13 protein-coding genes are annotated in these 15,923 nt (G+C 60.6%); 7 read left to right on the plus strand and 6 right to left on the minus strand.

Going from position 1 to position 15,923, the window contains the following annotated elements; all coding sequences use genetic code 11:
• Positions 1 to 19: 19 nt before the first annotated feature.
• From KGB06_RS04060 to KGB06_RS04075, 4 genes are all read right to left on the minus strand, one after another.
• A complete protein-coding gene (locus tag KGB06_RS04060; protein ID WP_223512022.1) occupies positions 20 to 487 on the minus strand; it encodes a VUT family protein in 468 nt (155 codons plus the stop codon).
• Positions 488 to 674: 187 nt separating this feature from the next.
• Entirely contained in the window at positions 675 to 890 is a 216-nt protein-coding gene (locus tag KGB06_RS04065) for a DUF1289 domain-containing protein (RefSeq protein ID WP_223512023.1), read from the minus strand.
• Positions 887 to 1,411 carry a gamma carbonic anhydrase family protein gene (locus KGB06_RS04070; RefSeq protein WP_007954617.1) on the minus strand — a complete coding sequence of 175 codons (525 nt, stop codon included), beginning with the start codon at positions 1,409 to 1,411 and terminating at the stop codon, positions 887 to 889. The genes KGB06_RS04065 and KGB06_RS04070 overlap by 4 nt, the downstream gene beginning before the upstream one ends.
• 65 nt (positions 1,412 to 1,476) lie before the next feature.
• Complete coding sequence (locus KGB06_RS04075) at positions 1,477 to 2,076, minus strand: CoA pyrophosphatase (protein ID WP_223512025.1); 600 nt, start codon at positions 2,074 to 2,076, stop codon at positions 1,477 to 1,479.
• Between the two features lie 218 nt (positions 2,077 to 2,294).
• On the opposite strand from KGB06_RS04075, the gene KGB06_RS04080 reads away from it, so the two are divergent.
• The 7 genes from KGB06_RS04080 to nagE all read left to right on the plus strand — a co-directional run bounded on the left by KGB06_RS04080 (position 2,295) and on the right by nagE (position 11,024).
• The gene (locus KGB06_RS04080; protein WP_223512027.1) at positions 2,295 to 2,846 is read left to right on the plus strand and encodes an NUDIX hydrolase; all 552 of its coding nucleotides are present in this window, start codon (positions 2,295 to 2,297) and stop codon (positions 2,844 to 2,846) included.
• 46 nt (positions 2,847 to 2,892) lie between these two features.
• Positions 2,893 to 3,396 carry a murein L,D-transpeptidase family protein gene (locus KGB06_RS04085; protein WP_223512029.1) on the plus strand — a complete coding sequence of 168 codons (504 nt, stop codon included), beginning with the start codon at positions 2,893 to 2,895 and terminating at the stop codon, positions 3,394 to 3,396.
• 339 nt (positions 3,397 to 3,735) lie between these two features.
• Complete coding sequence (locus tag KGB06_RS04090; RefSeq protein ID WP_223512030.1) at positions 3,736 to 4,467, plus strand: GntR family transcriptional regulator; 732 nt, start codon at positions 3,736 to 3,738, stop codon at positions 4,465 to 4,467.
• A gap of 15 nt (positions 4,468 to 4,482) precedes the next feature.
• Positions 4,483 to 5,589, plus strand: coding sequence for an N-acetylglucosamine-6-phosphate deacetylase (gene nagA, locus KGB06_RS04095; RefSeq protein ID WP_223512031.1), 1,107 nt, complete (start codon positions 4,483 to 4,485; stop codon positions 5,587 to 5,589).
• Positions 5,582 to 6,592, plus strand: a complete 1,011-nt coding sequence (locus KGB06_RS04100; RefSeq protein WP_223512074.1) for an SIS domain-containing protein — start codon at positions 5,582 to 5,584, stop codon at positions 6,590 to 6,592. Before nagA ends, KGB06_RS04100 begins: the two co-directional genes overlap by 8 nt.
• 153 nt (positions 6,593 to 6,745) lie before the next feature.
• Positions 6,746 to 9,262 (plus strand): phosphoenolpyruvate--protein phosphotransferase, encoded by a 2,517-nt coding sequence (gene ptsP, locus KGB06_RS04105; protein ID WP_223512032.1) that lies wholly within the window; start codon positions 6,746 to 6,748, stop codon positions 9,260 to 9,262.
• A 46-nt stretch (positions 9,263 to 9,308) separates the two neighbouring features.
• Positions 9,309 to 11,024: an N-acetylglucosamine-specific PTS transporter subunit IIBC gene (nagE, locus tag KGB06_RS04110; protein ID WP_223512034.1), complete on the plus strand. Its 1,716-nt coding sequence runs from the start codon at positions 9,309 to 9,311 to the stop codon at positions 11,022 to 11,024.
• A gap of 580 nt (positions 11,025 to 11,604) precedes the next feature.
• On the opposite strand, the gene KGB06_RS04115 is transcribed toward nagE, so the two are convergent.
• Positions 11,605 to 11,916: a YqfO family protein gene (locus KGB06_RS04115; protein ID WP_223512036.1), complete on the minus strand. Its 312-nt coding sequence runs from the start codon at positions 11,914 to 11,916 to the stop codon at positions 11,605 to 11,607.
• Between the two features lie 20 nt (positions 11,917 to 11,936).
• Complete coding sequence (purL, locus tag KGB06_RS04120) at positions 11,937 to 15,833, minus strand: phosphoribosylformylglycinamidine synthase (protein ID WP_223512037.1); 3,897 nt, start codon at positions 15,831 to 15,833, stop codon at positions 11,937 to 11,939.
• Positions 15,834 to 15,923 lie beyond the last annotated feature (90 nt).

The following is a 15,923-nucleotide window of genomic DNA, read 5'->3' on the forward strand; positions in this document are numbered from 1 at the left end:
TGAACCAGAGGGTTTGGCTTCAGCTGACGAGGGCCTGTTTGCGCAAGCGCCAGGCCATGATCAGCCACACGGCGGTCACGCCAGCGAACTTCGAGCCCATGGCAGTGAGGATCACACCGGGGGTGAAGGCGTCGATCATGCCGAAGAAGATGAAGGTATCGAGGGGAATGCTCAGCGCCGAACTTATCCACAGACGATCATGCAACGGGCGTTTGGTGATGCTGAACACCAGCCAGTCGATGCACTCGGACACCGCGAACGCCGTGGCGCTGGCCAACGCGATGGACGGATCGGAGGTGACGTAGGACAACACCAACGCGGCCAGCATAGCTGCGATGGCGCCGTGGCCGAAGCGGGTCTGCACCATGTCGCGGAGCACGAACACCAGACCACCCCAGGCCGACCAGATGATGTCGAGGTGCGGGGCGGTGGAAAAGGCGTAGTTGATCAGCACGACGCTGCTGATGTAGGCGATCAGGAAGAGCATGGGCCGTGGGGATACCTGTCAATTTGGCGCACAGGGTACTTCAGGAGACAGGATGGACCAAGAGCGGAGGTGGCAGTGATGGCCTCTTCGCGAGCAGGCTCGCTCCCACATTAGTTCAGTGTTGCTCACACATGATATGGACAACATCAGTCAATGTGGGAGCGAGCCTGCTCGCGAAGGCCGCACCTCATTTATCCGATTTTGCTCCGATCATCCAGATCAACCCGCTGGATTTTGCACGCTCATGACACAACCCCAACACCTTACGGCGCTCTTCGTTGTCCATTCGGCTCCAACGGGTAATCTCTTCCACCGTGCGCTGACACCCGGTGCAAATGTCATCGTCATCCAATGCGCAAATATTCACACAGGGCGATGGCACCGGTCGTTCAGTGGTGTTCATTCTTCCTGCTCGACCAGATCACGGGCATAGCGCTGCGAGTTATGCACATAGTGAGCGGCACTGGCCTCCAGCATCTTTTTCTGCGGCTCAGTCAGTTCACGCACCACTTTCCCCGGCGAGCCCATGACCAGCGAACCATCGGGAATCTCCTTGCCCTCGCCAATCAGCGAATTGGCGCCGATGATGCAGTTTTTGCCAATTTTCGCGCCGTTCAGAATGACCGCGTTTATACCGATCAAGCTGTAATCACCCACGGTGCAACCATGCAGCATGGCGTTATGGCCAATGGTCACGCCGGTGCCGATGGTCAGCGGGTAGCCCATGTCGGTGTGCATCACCGTGCCGTCCTGAACATTGCTGTTCTTGCCGATCAGGATCAGTTCGTTATCGCCCCGCAGCACGGCGTTGAACCAGACATTGGCGCCCTCTTCCAGTTTGACCTTGCCCACCAGCACAGCATTGGGTGCGACCCAGCTCTGCGGATGGGTTTCGACGCGGGCGTCGCCCAGGCGATATTTCATTCTTGTTGTCCTCAAGGCCAGGCAGGCTCATACACAGCACGGTTCACGCCATACGAACGATGGCTTCAGATGTTGATAAAACTCTTGGGCGGTTGATGCAGGCTGATTTTCGCGTCATAGAGCAGGTTGATCAACTCGACGATCATAATCGCCGTCAGGCCCCAGATTTTGAATTCACCATAACGGTAACTTGGCACGTACCAGCTACGGCCCTGGTAATCGATGCGATGGGTGTGTTCGCGCGGGTCCTTGCGGAAGAATTCCAGCGGCACACTAAAGACGGCAGCTATCTCGGCATCGTTGGCCCGATACTCTACAAAATCCGGAATCACCCCGACATAAGGCGTGACCTTGATGCCGTGCAATGAGATCAGCGGGCTAAGCGGGCCGATCACTTCAACCAGACCTGGCGGCAGGCCGATTTCTTCTTCGGCCTCACGTAGCGCGGTGAAAATCAGGTCAGGGTCCTCGGGATCGCGTCGACCGCCGGGAAAGGCCACTTCACCACCATGGGTCGAGAGCCCGCTGGCGCGCAGGGTCAGAACCAGTTCCGGTTCATCACTGCGAGTGATGGGCACCAATACCGCGGCTTCAGGGAAACGTTTGTCGGTTTCCAGTGTGCGTGGAGTGTGGTTGCTTACTCGATGCAGTAGCTCGTCCAGCATGAGACTTCTCGATTTATTAGCCGTAGGGTCTGTTGACGTTTGCTGGCGAGCCGCGTTGCGCGCCAACGCGGCTCGCCAGCAAACGTCAACAGACCCTATGCATCATGCACCAATCGAACCGACCGCCCAACCCCATAACCACTGCATGTCGCTAAACGACAACTTGCCGACAGACACCGCCGCACGCCAAGATAGGCGCAGCATTCAGGAACCCAAGCATGAAATTTTGCAGTCAGTGCGGCAACCCGGTGACCCAGCGCATTCCAGAAGGCGATTCGCGCCTGCGATTTGTCTGCGACAGCTGCCATACGATTCACTACCAGAACCCCAACATCGTCGCCGGTTGTGTTGCAACCTGGGGCTCGAAAGTGTTGCTGTGTCGACGCGCCATCGAGCCGCGGCTCGGTTACTGGACCCTGCCTGCCGGTTTCATGGAAAACGGTGAAACCATCGAGCAGGCGGCCATCCGCGAAACCGCCGAAGAAGCCTGCGCCCGGGTACGCAACCTGAGTATCTATACGTTGATCGACGTGCCACACATCAGCCAGGTGCACGTATTCTTTCGCGCAGAGCTTGTGGACCTGGACTTTTCAGCCGGGCCCGAAAGCCTGGAAGTGCAGCTTTTCGAAGAAGCCGACATCCCTTGGTCCGACCTGGCTTTCCGCACGGTGGGCCGTACCCTAGAATGCTTCTTTGCTGACCGGAGGACCGAGGTCTATCCCGTGCGGTCCGAATCGATCCCGCCGCTGGCTCAGCATGCCATCACTTAAAACATCTATAACTAAAATAGCCGACACCTCTAGGGATATCGTTTCAATGCGCTGGTTGCTTGCCGTGTTTTGCTTGTCGTTCATTGCCATGTCACAGGCTTCCGTTGCGGAAACCCTGAATGGCGGAGCCATCGAAAAAATCCTGATCTTGAAATCCGCCCACCAATTGCAATTGATCAATGACGGCAAACCGCTCAAGACCTATCGCATATCCTTGGGCAAGCATCCCCAAGGCCCAAAACTGATGGAGGGTGACAAACGCACGCCTGAAGGCCTCTATTGGGTGGACTGGCGCAAGGTCAGCGACCGCTTCAATCTGGCGATGCACATCTCCTACCCGAACATCAGCGACTCCGCCCGTTCGCGCCGAGAGGGTGTCGAACCCGGAGGCATGATCATGATCCACGGTACGCCGGACACCGAGGAAAACCCTGAAAACCTGTTCCACACCCTGGACTGGACCGACGGCTGCATCGCCATGCGCAACATGGACATGCGCGAAGTCTGGAACCTGGTGCCGGACGGCACGATGATTGAAATCCGCCCGTAACACCCGGCAATGATCGTTCCCGCGCTCCGCGTGGGAATGATCTGAATCGCTACCTTCGGTCGCCAGCAAAAAAATAATTTCAAAAGTTCGCAGCCTGTGACTACGCCTGCCGGGGTGATACCAATTCCCCGCGCAAGCGTCACCGCAGACTGCGATCTTTGCGTTCAAAACCCCCATCATTAATACCACTTCAATCCACCACCCTATAAGCCCGCTCATCAGGACGGGCTTGTGCACGCCTACAGCAAAGTACTGGCATTGACATGGTATTTAAGTGGTATTAGTTTCGCCCCACAACCGGGCGACAACAATCCTACATCCGCATCGGACCAAAACTACATGAACGACCTCCAGGCCCTACGCCCTGACGACACCCAACCCACGCCGTTGTACCTGCAACTGGCGCGTAATCTGGAAGCCGCGATCCATGCCGGCCAATGGAAAGCCGAGCAAGCGATGCCCTCGGAGCGCAATCTTAGTGAATTGCTGGGCATCTCCCGCGTCACCGCACGCAAAGCGCTGGAAGTCCTGTTCGAGCAAGGCCTGATCCGTCGCAATCAAGGTTCCGGCACCTTCATTACCCCTCGCCTGGAACAACCACTGTCACGGCTCTCGGGCTTCAGCGAAATGCTCCGGCTCAAAGGCTTCGTTCCCGGCTCGCAATGGCTGGAACGTGAGATCACCCCGCCGACCCACGAAGAACTGATTCGCCTGGGTCTCTCGCCCAACGACAAGGTCGCGCGCCTCAAACGCCTGCGCAAAGCCGACGACACGGTAATGGCCATCGAGATGAGCACCCTGCCCGCATCGATCATTCCCAAGCCGCAAGCCGTGGGCGACTCCCTCTACGAATACCTTGATGGCATCGGCAAACCGGTCGTGCGCGCGTTGCAACACATCCAGGCGATCAACGCCTCGGACGAGTTCGCCTCTTTGGTCGGCATCGCCCCCGGCACCGCCATGCTGCTGATGACCCGGGTCGGCTACCTGGAAGACAACACCCCCATCGAAGTCACCGATACCTATTGCCGCAACGATTACTACGACTTTGTGGCAGAGCTGCGCCGCTAAACGAGAGAGCTGATCATGTCCGAAGACAACATCCTCACAACCCACGGCTGGGTTCGCGGCCGGCTGATTCACGAGCACGGTAAAGTCGTGTCGATCGAAGGTGTGCCCTGCGATCCGTGCGAAAACGATTTGCCTTACCTGCTGCCGGGTTTCATCGACCTGCACGTACATGGCGGCGGTGGCAAAGACATCATGGAAGGCGCAAGTGCTTTCGAGACCATTACCAGAACCCATGTGCGCTTCGGCACGACGTCGCTGCTGGCGACCACCATGACCGCGCCGAGCGAAGAGATTTCCAGCGTGCTCAAAGCGGTCGGCGAGTTCTGTGAGCAGCGCCCGACCGGCAGCGCCCGCGTACTCGGTGTGCACCTCGAAGGCCCGTACATCAACCCCGGCAAACTCGGCGCCCAGCCGAACTTCGCCCACACCGCATTGATGGCTGAGGTCGAAGAATACCTGGCGCTGGCACCCATCCGGGTGATCACAATTGCCCCGGAAATCGCGGGGCATGACGCTCTGATCCGCGCCCTCAGCGCTCGCGGCGTGCGCATGCAGATCGGCCATACCCTCGGCAGTTACGAGGAAGGCGTCGCTGCGCTGGCGGCCGGCGCCAGCAGTTTCACTCATCTCTATAACGCCATGAGCCCGTTGCATCACCGTGAGCCGGGCATTGTCGGCGCGGCGCTGGCCCACGCCAAATACGCCGAGCTGATCCCGGACTTGCTCCACGTACACCCCGGCGCAATCCGCGTGGCCCTGCGCTCGATCCCTTGCCTGTATTGCGTCACCGATTCCACCGCCGCCGCTGGCATGCCGGACGGTGAATACAAACTCGGCAGCCACACCGTGACCAAATGTCTGGGCGGTGTGCGCTTGCCCGACGGCACGCTGGCCGGCAGCACCCTGACCATGGATCAGGCATTGCGCAATCTGGTGAAAATCGGTTTGCCGATCAGCGAAGCCTCGCAGCGTCTTTCTCAATTCCCCGCCGATTACCTCGGCCTTCAAGAACGCGGCCGCCTCACCCCCGGCAGCTGGGCCGACTGCGTACGGCTGGATCGCTCACTCACACTGACCGCCGTCATGGTCGAAGGAGAAGACATTGACTTCAAAAATGCTTGAAGAGGCGCTGTCCTCGTTTGAGGCCGTGCAAGCCCAACTGCAACAGCTCGACCCACAGATGATCGAGATCGCCGGACGCCTGCGTCGTCAGCCGCCGCAAGTGGTCATGACCGTCGCGCGCGGCAGCTCCGATCATGCCGCCAGTTACTTCGCTTACCTGACCATGCAACTGCTGGGCATTCCGGTGGCGTCGTTGCCGATGTCGGTAGTGACCATGCAGCAAGCGCCGTTGAAGGTCAGTGGCCAAGTGGCGTTCGCCTTCTCGCAGTCCGGACAAAGTCCTGACCTGGTGAACAGCCTGCGCCTGCTGCGCAAGCGCGGCGCGTTGAGCATTTCCATGGTCAACGCCGAAGGTTCGCCATTGGAAGCGGCGTGTGAATTCAGCCTGCCGCTGTTGGCTGGCACCGAAAGCAGCGTCGCCGCGACCAAAAGTTTTATCGCGACGCTTAGCGCCAGTGCCCGCCTGATCGCGCATTGGAAAGACGATGTCGAAATGCTGGAAGCGAGCAACGCCCTGCCGGAAGGTCTGCGTGATGCGGCGCAGCAGGACTGGAGCGCAGCCATCGACGCCCTGCGCGACTGCCAGCGCCTGATGGTGATCGGTCGTGGCGCCGGTTTCGCAATCGCCCAGGAAGCTGCGCTGAAGTTCAAGGAGACCTCGGCGATTCAGGCTGAAGCGTTCAGCAGCGCCGAAGTCCGCCACGGCCCGATGGCATTGATCGACGAAAACTATCCACTGCTGATCTTCGCCCCACGCGGTGCCGAGCAGGCCAGCTTGTTGAGCCTCGCCGCTGACATGCGCCAACGCGGTGCCCGGGTGTTGCTGGCAGCGCCCGATGACATCGCCGAACGCGACCTCACCCTGACCCGCGCCGAACACCTGGCCCTTGATCCGATCCTGGCGATCCAGAGCTTCTATGTCATGGCAGCCGGTTTAGCGGTCGCCCGTGGAATGGACCCGGATCATCCCCGGCACTTGAGCAAAGTCACGCGCACGCACTAATCGAACGGCAAACGAATTACCCCGTAGCAGCTGTCGAGTGTAACGAGGCTGCGATCTTTTGATCCTGCTTTGAACCGATCGCAGCCTCGTTGCACTCGACAGCTGCTACAGGGCCAGTTGATCCGAACTGTTGTTTTTTAATGAGACCGAGCCATGCATAACAACAATAAAGAGCTGACCCTCAGCGCCCCGCTCAGCGGCCCGGTGCTCACGCTCGCCAGAGTCCCGGACCCGGTGTTCGCCAGCGGCGCCATGGGCGACGGGATCGCCATCGACCCGCTGAACGACACCCTTCATGCACCCTGCGCCGGCGTGGTGGTCCATGTGGCCCGGACCGGACACGCGATCACCTTGCGCGCCGACAACGGCGCCGAACTGCTGCTGCATCTGGGTCTCGACACGGTCGAGTTGCAGGGCAAAGGCTTCTCGATGCTGGTCAAGGAAGGCGCGCGAGTCAGCAATGGCCAGCCGCTGTTGCGCTATGACCTGGACAAGGTTGCGCAGCAGTGCAAAAGCCTGGTCAGCCTGATGATCCTGACCAACAGCGAGGATTTTCAAGCGCGGCCGATCACCCTCAAATCGGTGAAGGTCGGCGAGCCGCTGCTGCACATCATTCGCCGAGTGGCACCCGGTGCGCAGGCTGACGCGGTGCCCTCGGGCGAAGAAATCGTCGGCCACGTGTGCATCGCCCATCGGGGTGGTTTGCATGCCCGGCCAGCGGCGCTGATCCGGCAAACGGCACAAGGCTTCAAAAGTAAATCGCAGCTGCATTTCGCCGGCAAATCGGCGAGCTGTGACAGCTTGATCGGCTTGATGGCACTGGCCGTCGGCGAACAGGACGAAGTGCAAGTCAGCAGCCGGGGACCGGATGCCGAAGCGGCACTGCAAGCGTTGCTGCTGGCCTTGTCCACGGCGCTGGCCGAAGACAACCACGCAGGCGCTCCCACACCGAGTGTCCAGCGCCATCGAGCGCCCGAAGCCGGCGTGCTGCACGGTGTTTGCGCCGCACCAGGGTTGGTCGCCGGGCCGTTGTTCCGGTTGAACGCGATCAGCCTGCCGGTGGACGCCGGCCACCACGATTCCGAGCAACAACTGCTAGCCCTCGAGACTGCGCTGAATGTCGTTCGCAACGACATCGACCACACGCGGGCCCAGGCAAAGAAGAACAAGAACACTGACGAAGAAGCGATCTTCGCCGCGCACCTCGCCCTGCTCGAAGACCCGGCACTGCTGGACGTGGCGAACACATCCATCGCCCAAGGCAAGGCAGCGACTCACGCCTGGAGCCAATCGATCGAGGCACAGTGCGAGGTTCTCCAACAACTGGGCAGCCCGTTGCTGGCCGAACGCGCCAACGATCTGCGCGACCTCAAACAACGCGTGTTGCGCGCCTTGCTCGGCGAAACCTGGCATTACGACGTACCGGCGGGCGCCATCGTCGCCGCGCATGAACTGACCCCGTCCGATCTGTTGCAACTGAGCCAGCAAGGCGTCGCCGGGTTGTGCATGGCCGAGGGCGGCGCGACGTCCCACGTGGCGATTCTTGCCCGCGGCAAAGGTCTGCCCTGCATGGTGGCGCTGGGTTCGACATTGCTTGCGCAACCGCAAGGCCAGGCGATGGTGCTGGACGCCGATGGCGGTCGCCTCGAACTGGCGCCGACCACCGAACGCCTGGCTCAAGTGCGCCAGGCACAGCTCGATCATCAACAACGTCGCGCCGAGCAACAGGCTCAGGCCCATACCCCGGCGTTGACCCGCGACGGTGTACAGATCGAAGTGGCCGCCAATGTTGCGTCCAGCGCTGAAGCCGCCGACGCGCTGGCCAATGGCGCCGATGGCGTCGGTCTGCTGCGAACCGAGTTTCTGTTTGTCGACCGCCACACCGCGCCGGACGAAGAAGAACAACGGATCGCCTATCAAGCCGTGCTCGATGCCATGGGCAACAAGTCGGTGATCATCCGCACCATCGATGTCGGCGGCGACAAGCAACTCGACTATTTGCCCTTGCCGGCCGAGGCCAATCCGGTGCTTGGCCTGCGCGGTATTCGCCTCGCTCAGGTCCGCCCGGAATTACTCGATCAGCAATTGCGTGCGCTGCTGCACATCAGCCCGCTGTCGCGTTGTCGCATTCTGTTGCCGATGGTCACTGAGGTCGACGAACTGCTGCACATCCGTCGACGCCTTGATGCGCTGTGTTCTGAGCTCGGTGTCAGTGAGCGACCGGAACTGGGGGTGATGATCGAAGTCCCGGCCGCGGCATTGCTGGCCGAGCAGTTGGCAGAACACGCGGACTTCCTGTCCATCGGTACCAACGATTTGTCCCAGTACACCCTGGCCATGGATCGCGACCACGCCGGCCTCGCTTCGCGCGTCGACGCCCTGCATCCGGCGCTGCTGCGACTGATTGCGCAAACCTGCGCCGGGGCGGCAGCGCATCACCGCTGGGTCGGCGTCTGCGGCGCACTCGCCTCCGACCCGCTGGCCACGCCTGTATTGATTGGCCTGGGCGTGCGCGAGTTGTCGGTCAGCCCGGTGCAAATCGGTGAAATCAAAGACCGGGTCCGTCATTTGGACGCCAATGAATGCCGACGCATCAGCCACGACCTGCTCAAGTTGAGCAGCGCGGCGGCCGTGCGTCACGCCTGTCATCAGCAATGGCCTCTGAGCTGAAGAACAACTACAGCTCTAAAACAAAAAGAACACAGGGAAAACCGCCATGTACCAACTTTTCATCGAGGGCCTGCAGCGCCTCGGCCGCGCACTGATGCTGCCGATCGCGATCCTGCCTATTGCCGGATTGCTGCTGCGCCTGGGCGATACCGATTTGCTGAACATCGCGATCATCCACGATGCCGGCCAGGTGATATTCGCCAATCTGGCGATGATCTTCGCCATCGGCATCGCGGTCGGTTTCGCCAAGGACAACAACGGCACCGCAGGCTTGGCCGGGGTGATTGGTTACCTGGTGATGATCTCCACCCTCAAGGTGCTGGATGCGAGCATCAACATGGGCATGCTTGCCGGGATCGTCAGCGGTTTGATGGCCGGTGCGCTGTACAACCGCTTCAAGGACATCAAGCTGCCGGAGTATCTGGCATTCTTCGGTGGCCGGCGCTTTGTGCCGATTGTTACCGGGTTTGCCGCTGTCGGGCTTGGCGTGGTGTTCGGTCTGATCTGGCCGCCGATCCAGCAAGGTATCAACAGCTTCGGCGCCCTGCTGATGGAAAGCGGCAGCATCGGAGCTTTCGTCTTCGGTGTGCTCAACCGCCTGCTGATCGTCACTGGCCTGCATCACATCATCAACAACATGGCGTGGTTCGTCTTCGGTAACTTCACCGACCCGACCACGGGTGCACTGGTGACCGGCGATATCTCACGCTACTTTGCCGGCGACCCCAAGGGCGGCCAATTCACCACCGGCATGTTCCCGATGATGCTCTTCGGCCTGCCCGCCGCGTGCCTGGCGATGTACCGCAACGCCCTGCCGGAACGGCGCAAGGTCATGGGCGGGATTTTCCTGTCAATGGCGCTCACCTCGTTCCTTACCGGTGTGACTGAACCCGTCGAATTCGCTTTCATGTTCCTCGCGCCATTGCTCTTTTTATTGCATGCGCTGCTGACGGGCCTGTCGATGGCGATCACCAATGCGCTGAACATCCATCTGGGGTTCACCTTCTCCGGCGGTTTCATAGACATGATTCTCGGCTGGGGCAAGTCCACCAATGGCTGGTTGGTGGTGCCCGTCGGACTGGCCTATGCGGTGATCTACTACGTGGTGTTCGACTTCTGCATTCGCCGCTTCAACCTCAAGACGCCAGGACGTGAAGAGGTGTCTGCTGGCGAGAAGGTCGTGGTCACTGAAAACGAACGGGCCGGGGCGTATATCAAGGCGCTGGGTGGAGCGCAGAATTTGATCACAGTCGGCGCCTGCACGACACGGTTGCGACTGGACATGGTGGATCGCAACCAGGCAAACGATGCCGAGTTGAAAGCGCTGGGGGCGATGGCGGTTGTGCGTCCAGGTAAAGGCGGGAGTTTGCAGGTGGTGGTCGGACCGATGGCGGACAGCATTGCAGATGAGATCCGCTTGGCGATGCCGGCGTTGGGACGCGCCATTGTGTCTTCTCCTGCTGATGTGATCGATGCGCCGAAACCTGCTGCGGTAGCCATTCCGGAAGCGCAGCAATGGCTGAATGCGTTAGGGGGCGGCGAGAACGTATTGCAGATGGACTGCATCGCCATGACCCGGATCCGGCTGCAACTGGCGGATGGTAAGTCGCTGTCGGAGTGTGATTTGAAGGCGCTGGGGTGTCTGGGTGTCAGTCAGTTGGAGGGTGGGGTTTGGCATCTGCTGATTGGAGACAAAGCCGCGAATTTGAGCGATGCACTGGAAGCGCTGGTGAATCGTAGTGAGGTGAGTGCCAAGGTTTAAATCGTTGGCGCCTGATAGTCAGTCTTCGCTGGCAAGCCAGCTCCTACAGTGGAATGGTGTACATCTGCTGGAGATTGGTTGGCTGTCAGGCCGCCTTCGCTGGCAAGCCAGCTCCTACAGTTGATCGGTGTACACCCGCCGCTCCTCACCACTCATCAGGCCGAGCGTTAGCTCGCCTGCAGCTTTTGATCTTGATCCACCCGCCCCTTCGGGAGGCTGAGTGGAGGTGTTCATCCGGGGAGTGGCGCGTAGCGCCGTTCGACGCAGTCGAACACGCTGCATGTAGGTCGAAGCGAAGCCGACCGGAGGGCAGTGTCCCCGGATGGATACCGGAGCGAAGGAACGCCGAGCCCTGGCGAGGGGCCGGACGCTCGGGGCGAGCCTTTTTTTGCTTACTTTTTTTTGGCGTTTGAAAAAAAAGTGAGGCGCCGTAAGGGCGAAACCCTAAGTGGCCGTTACCGCAGCAACGGATATGTACCCCAAAAACAACAGCATGGTCGGCCCAAAGGCCGCCATCGCAGCCAACAAAAAACCCGCTGAACGCAAATTCAGCGGGTTTCTCATTTCAGCAGCCAGAAGATCAAAAATCCTCCAACCGCCACACCTCATAAGCCGGCGTCTCATAGGGATGACTCTCTTTCAGAGCCACCACCACCGCCCGAATCAACTCATCGCTGACCACCAGCTCAACCTTCCATTCCTCAACCTGTTCGACCTGCCCCGCTTCACCAATAAACGGCTGACTGCCGTCCAACGGGCGAAACTGGCCGAGGCCGAGCACTTGCCAGGCGCAATTATCGTAAGCGCCGATCCGTCCGCCACCAGCGGCGAATACGGCACTCTTGACCTGTTCCACATGACTGGCCGGAACAAAAAAACTGAGCTTGTACACAGCGCTTAGTTAACCCGCTTTTAGTTTACCCAGACTCGAGCATTACGGAACATACGCATCCACGGCGCGTCTTCGTTCCAGTCTTCCGAACGCCACGAGTTCTGCACGGCGCGGAACACACGTTCCGGGTGCGGCATCATGATCGTTACGCGACCGTCGCGGCTGGTCAAACCGGTGATCCCGCGCGGCGAGCCGTTCGGGTTGGCCGGGTATTTTTCAGTGACCTTGCCGTGGTTGTCGACGAAACGCATCGCCACGCAACCCGACAGATCGGCTTCCAGCAACGCTTCTTCGCTGGCGAACTCGGCATGACCTTCGCCGTGAGCGATGGCGATTGGCATACGCGAACCGGCCATGCCTTGCAGGAAGATCGAATTCGACTCCTGGACCTGCACCATCGCCACGCGCGCTTCGAACTGCTCGGAGCGGTTACGCACGAAGTGCGGCCAGAACTCGCTGCCCGGAATCAGCTCGTGCAGGTTGGACATCATCTGGCAACCGTTGCACACACCGAGGGTGAAGCTGTCGTTACGTTCGAAGAAACCCTGGAACGCATCGCGAGCACGGCTGTTGAACAGCGCGGACTTGGCCCAGCCTTCGCCGGCACCGAGTACGTCGCCGTAGGAGAAACCACCGCACGCCACCAGACCTTTGAACTCGTTCAGGTCGACACGGCCGGCCAGAATGTCGCTCATGTGCACGTCGATTGCGTTGAAACCGGCGCGATCGAACGCGGCCGCCATTTCCACCTGACCGTTGACGCCCTGCTCACGCAGTACGGCAACCTGTGGGCGGATGCCTTTTTTGATGTAAGGCGCGGCGACGTCCTGGTTGACGTCGAAGCTGAGCTTGACGCTCAGACCCGGGTTGTCTTCTTCCAGCAGCACGTCGAACTCTTGTTCGGCGCAGTCGGCGTTGTCACGCAGACGCTGGATCTGGTAGCTGGTTTCAGCCCACTGACGCTGCAGCAGACGACGCTGACCTTCGAATACGGTTTCGCCGTTGAAGGTGATGTTGATCTGGCCGTTGTTCATCGGCTGACCGATCACCGACACGCACTCGCCCAAACCGGCAGCGCTGAATTGCGCGAGGATGTCCGGCGTGGAGTCCTGACGAACCTGAATCACGGCGCCCAGTTCTTCGTTGAACAGAATCGCGGCGATGTCGGCGGAGGTTTCCGCGAGACCGTCGAGGTTCAGGCTCAGACCGCAGTGACCGGCGAAGGCCATTTCCACCACGCTGGTCAGCAGACCACCGTCGGAACGGTCGTGGTACGCCAGCAGGTGACCGTCGGCGTTCAGGCCCTGGATCACGGCGAAGAAGGCTTTGAGGTCTTCGGAATCATCAACGTCCGGCGCTTGCGAGCCGAGCTTGCCGTGCACCTGGGCCAGGATCGAGGCGCCCATGCGGTTTTGACCACGGCCCAGATCGATCAGGATCAGGTCGGTGGTGCCCTTGTCCATGCGCAGTTCCGGGGTCAGGGTCTGACGGATGTCAGCCACTGGCGCGAAACCGGTCACGATCAGGGACATCGGCGAGGTCACGGTCTTGTCGACGCCTTCGTCGTTCCAGCGCGTGGCCATGGACATGGAGTCCTTGCCCACCGGAATGGTGATGCCCAGCTCAGGGCACAGCTCCATGCCGACCGCTTTCACGGTGTCGTACAGACGCGCGTCTTCACCCGGATGACCGGCAGCGGACATCCAGTTCGCCGACAGTTTGATGTCGGAGATCTTGTTGATGCGCGAAGCGGCGATGTTGGTCAGGGTTTCGCCGATGGCCATGCGGCCCGACGCCGGGGCGTCCAGCAGGGCCAGCGGAGTACGCTCGCCCATGGCCATGGCTTCACCGGTGTACACGTCGAAACTGGTGGCGGTGACGGCAACGTCGGCTACCGGAACCTGCCACGGGCCGACCATTTGGTCACGGGCCACGAGGCCGGTGATGGTGCGGTCGCCGATGGTGATCAGGAAGCTTTTGCTCGCCACGGCCGGGTGATGCAGAACGCGCTCTACGCAATCTGCAATCTCAAGCGTCGACGGATCGAAGTCATCGCCCAGTTCGTTTTCGCGAACGGCCGAACGGTGCATGCGCGGGGCTTTGCCCAGCAGCACTTCCAGCGGCATGTCCACCGGGCTGTTGCCGAAGTGACTGTCGGTGACCGTCAGTTGCGGCTCGGCAGTGGCTTCGCCAACCACGGCGAACGGGCAACGCTCGCGCTCGCAGATCGCCTGGAAGCGTTCGAAGTCAGCCGGACCGACGGCCAGAACGTAGCGCTCTTGGGATTCGTTACTCCAGATTTCGTGCGGGGCCATGCCCGGCTCGTCGTTTGGAATGTTGCGCAGTTCAAAGCGGCCACCACGGTTGCCGTCGTTGACCAGTTCCGGGAAGGCGTTGGACAGACCGCCCGCACCCACGTCGTGGATGAAGCTGATCGGGTTGTTTTCACCCAGTTGCCAGCAACGGTCGATGACTTCCTGACAGCGGCGTTCCATCTCAGGGTTTTCGCGCTGTACGGATGCAAAGTCCAGGTCCGCCGAGCTGGTGCCGGTGGCCATGGAGGAAGCGGCGCCGCCGCCCAGACCGATCAGCATCGCCGGGCCGCCCAGCACGATCAGCTTGGAGCCGACGGTGATCTCGCCTTTCTGTACGTGTTCGGCACGGATGTTACCCATGCCGCCGGCCAGCATGATCGGCTTGTGGTAACCGCGAACTTCGTCGCCACGCGGGGTGGTGATCGACTGTTCGAAGGTACGGAAATAACCGGTCAGGGCCGGACGACCGAATTCGTTGTTGAACGCGGCGCCACCCAGTGGGCCTTCGATCATGATGTCCAGCGCGGTCACGATGCGCTCAGGCTTGCCGTACGGCACTTCCCACGGCTGTTCGAAGCCCGGGATTTGCAGGTTGGACACGGTGAAACCGGTCAGGCCAGCCTTTGGCTTGGCACCACGGCCGGTCGCGCCTTCGTCACGAATCTCACCGCCACTGCCGGTGGATGCGCCCGGGAACGGGGCAATCGCGGTCGGGTGGTTGTGGGTTTCGACTTTCATCAGAATGTGCACCGGTTCCTGCACCGCGCCGTACTGGCGGGTTTCAGGGTCCGGGAAGAAACGACCGGCAACGTTACCGACGATCACCGAAGCGTTGTCCTTATAAGCCGACAGAACGCCTTCGCTGTGCATCACGTAGGTGTTCTTGATCATGCCGAACAGGCTTTTTTCCTGGCTCTGACCGTCGATGTCCCAACTGGCGTTGAAGATCTTGTGACGGCAGTGCTCGGAGTTCGCCTGGGCGAACATCATCAGTTCGATGTCGTGCGGGTTGCGCTTCAAACCGACGAAGGCGTTGACCAGGTAGTCGATTTCGTCTTCGGCCAGGGCCAGGCCCAGCTCGGTGTTGGCTTTTTCCAGCGCGGCGCGGCCGCCACCCAACACGTCGATCGCAGTCAACGGCTTCGGTTCGGCGTGGCTGAACAGGCCGGCGGCTTGTTCAAGGTTGGCCAGAACGATCTGCGTCATGCGGTCGTGCAAGGTGTCGGAAATCAGCTGTGCCTGGGCGTCGCTGAACTGGCCGGCGACGTAGAACGCGATGCCGCGCTCCAGCCGCTGGATCTTGTTCAGGCCACAGTTGCGGGCGATGTCGCTCGCTTTACTGGACCACGGCGAGATGGTGCCGAAACGCGGCAACACCAGGAACAGACGACCGGTCGGCTCTTGTACCGGAACACTTGGGCCGTACTTCAGAAGGCGCGCGAGCACCTGCTGTTCGTCGCCGGTCAGGACGCCGGTAACTTCGGCGAAGTGAGCGAATTCAGCATACAAGCCGCTGACAGCCGGGACCTTCTGGCTCAGTTGCTCAAGGAGTTTGCTGTGGCGAAAGGCAGAAAGGGCAGGAGCGCCGCGCAGGATCAACATCTTCGGGACAGCCTCGGGAGGGGTGTGCTTTGAGGCCGTGCATTCTAGCCTAAACCGCCCGCGACATCACCCGAAACGGTACAGGCGGCT

The sequence above is a fragment of the Pseudomonas sp. GL-B-19 genome (genome assembly GCF_019956415.1).
Classification (GTDB): domain Bacteria; phylum Pseudomonadota; class Gammaproteobacteria; order Pseudomonadales; family Pseudomonadaceae; genus Aquipseudomonas.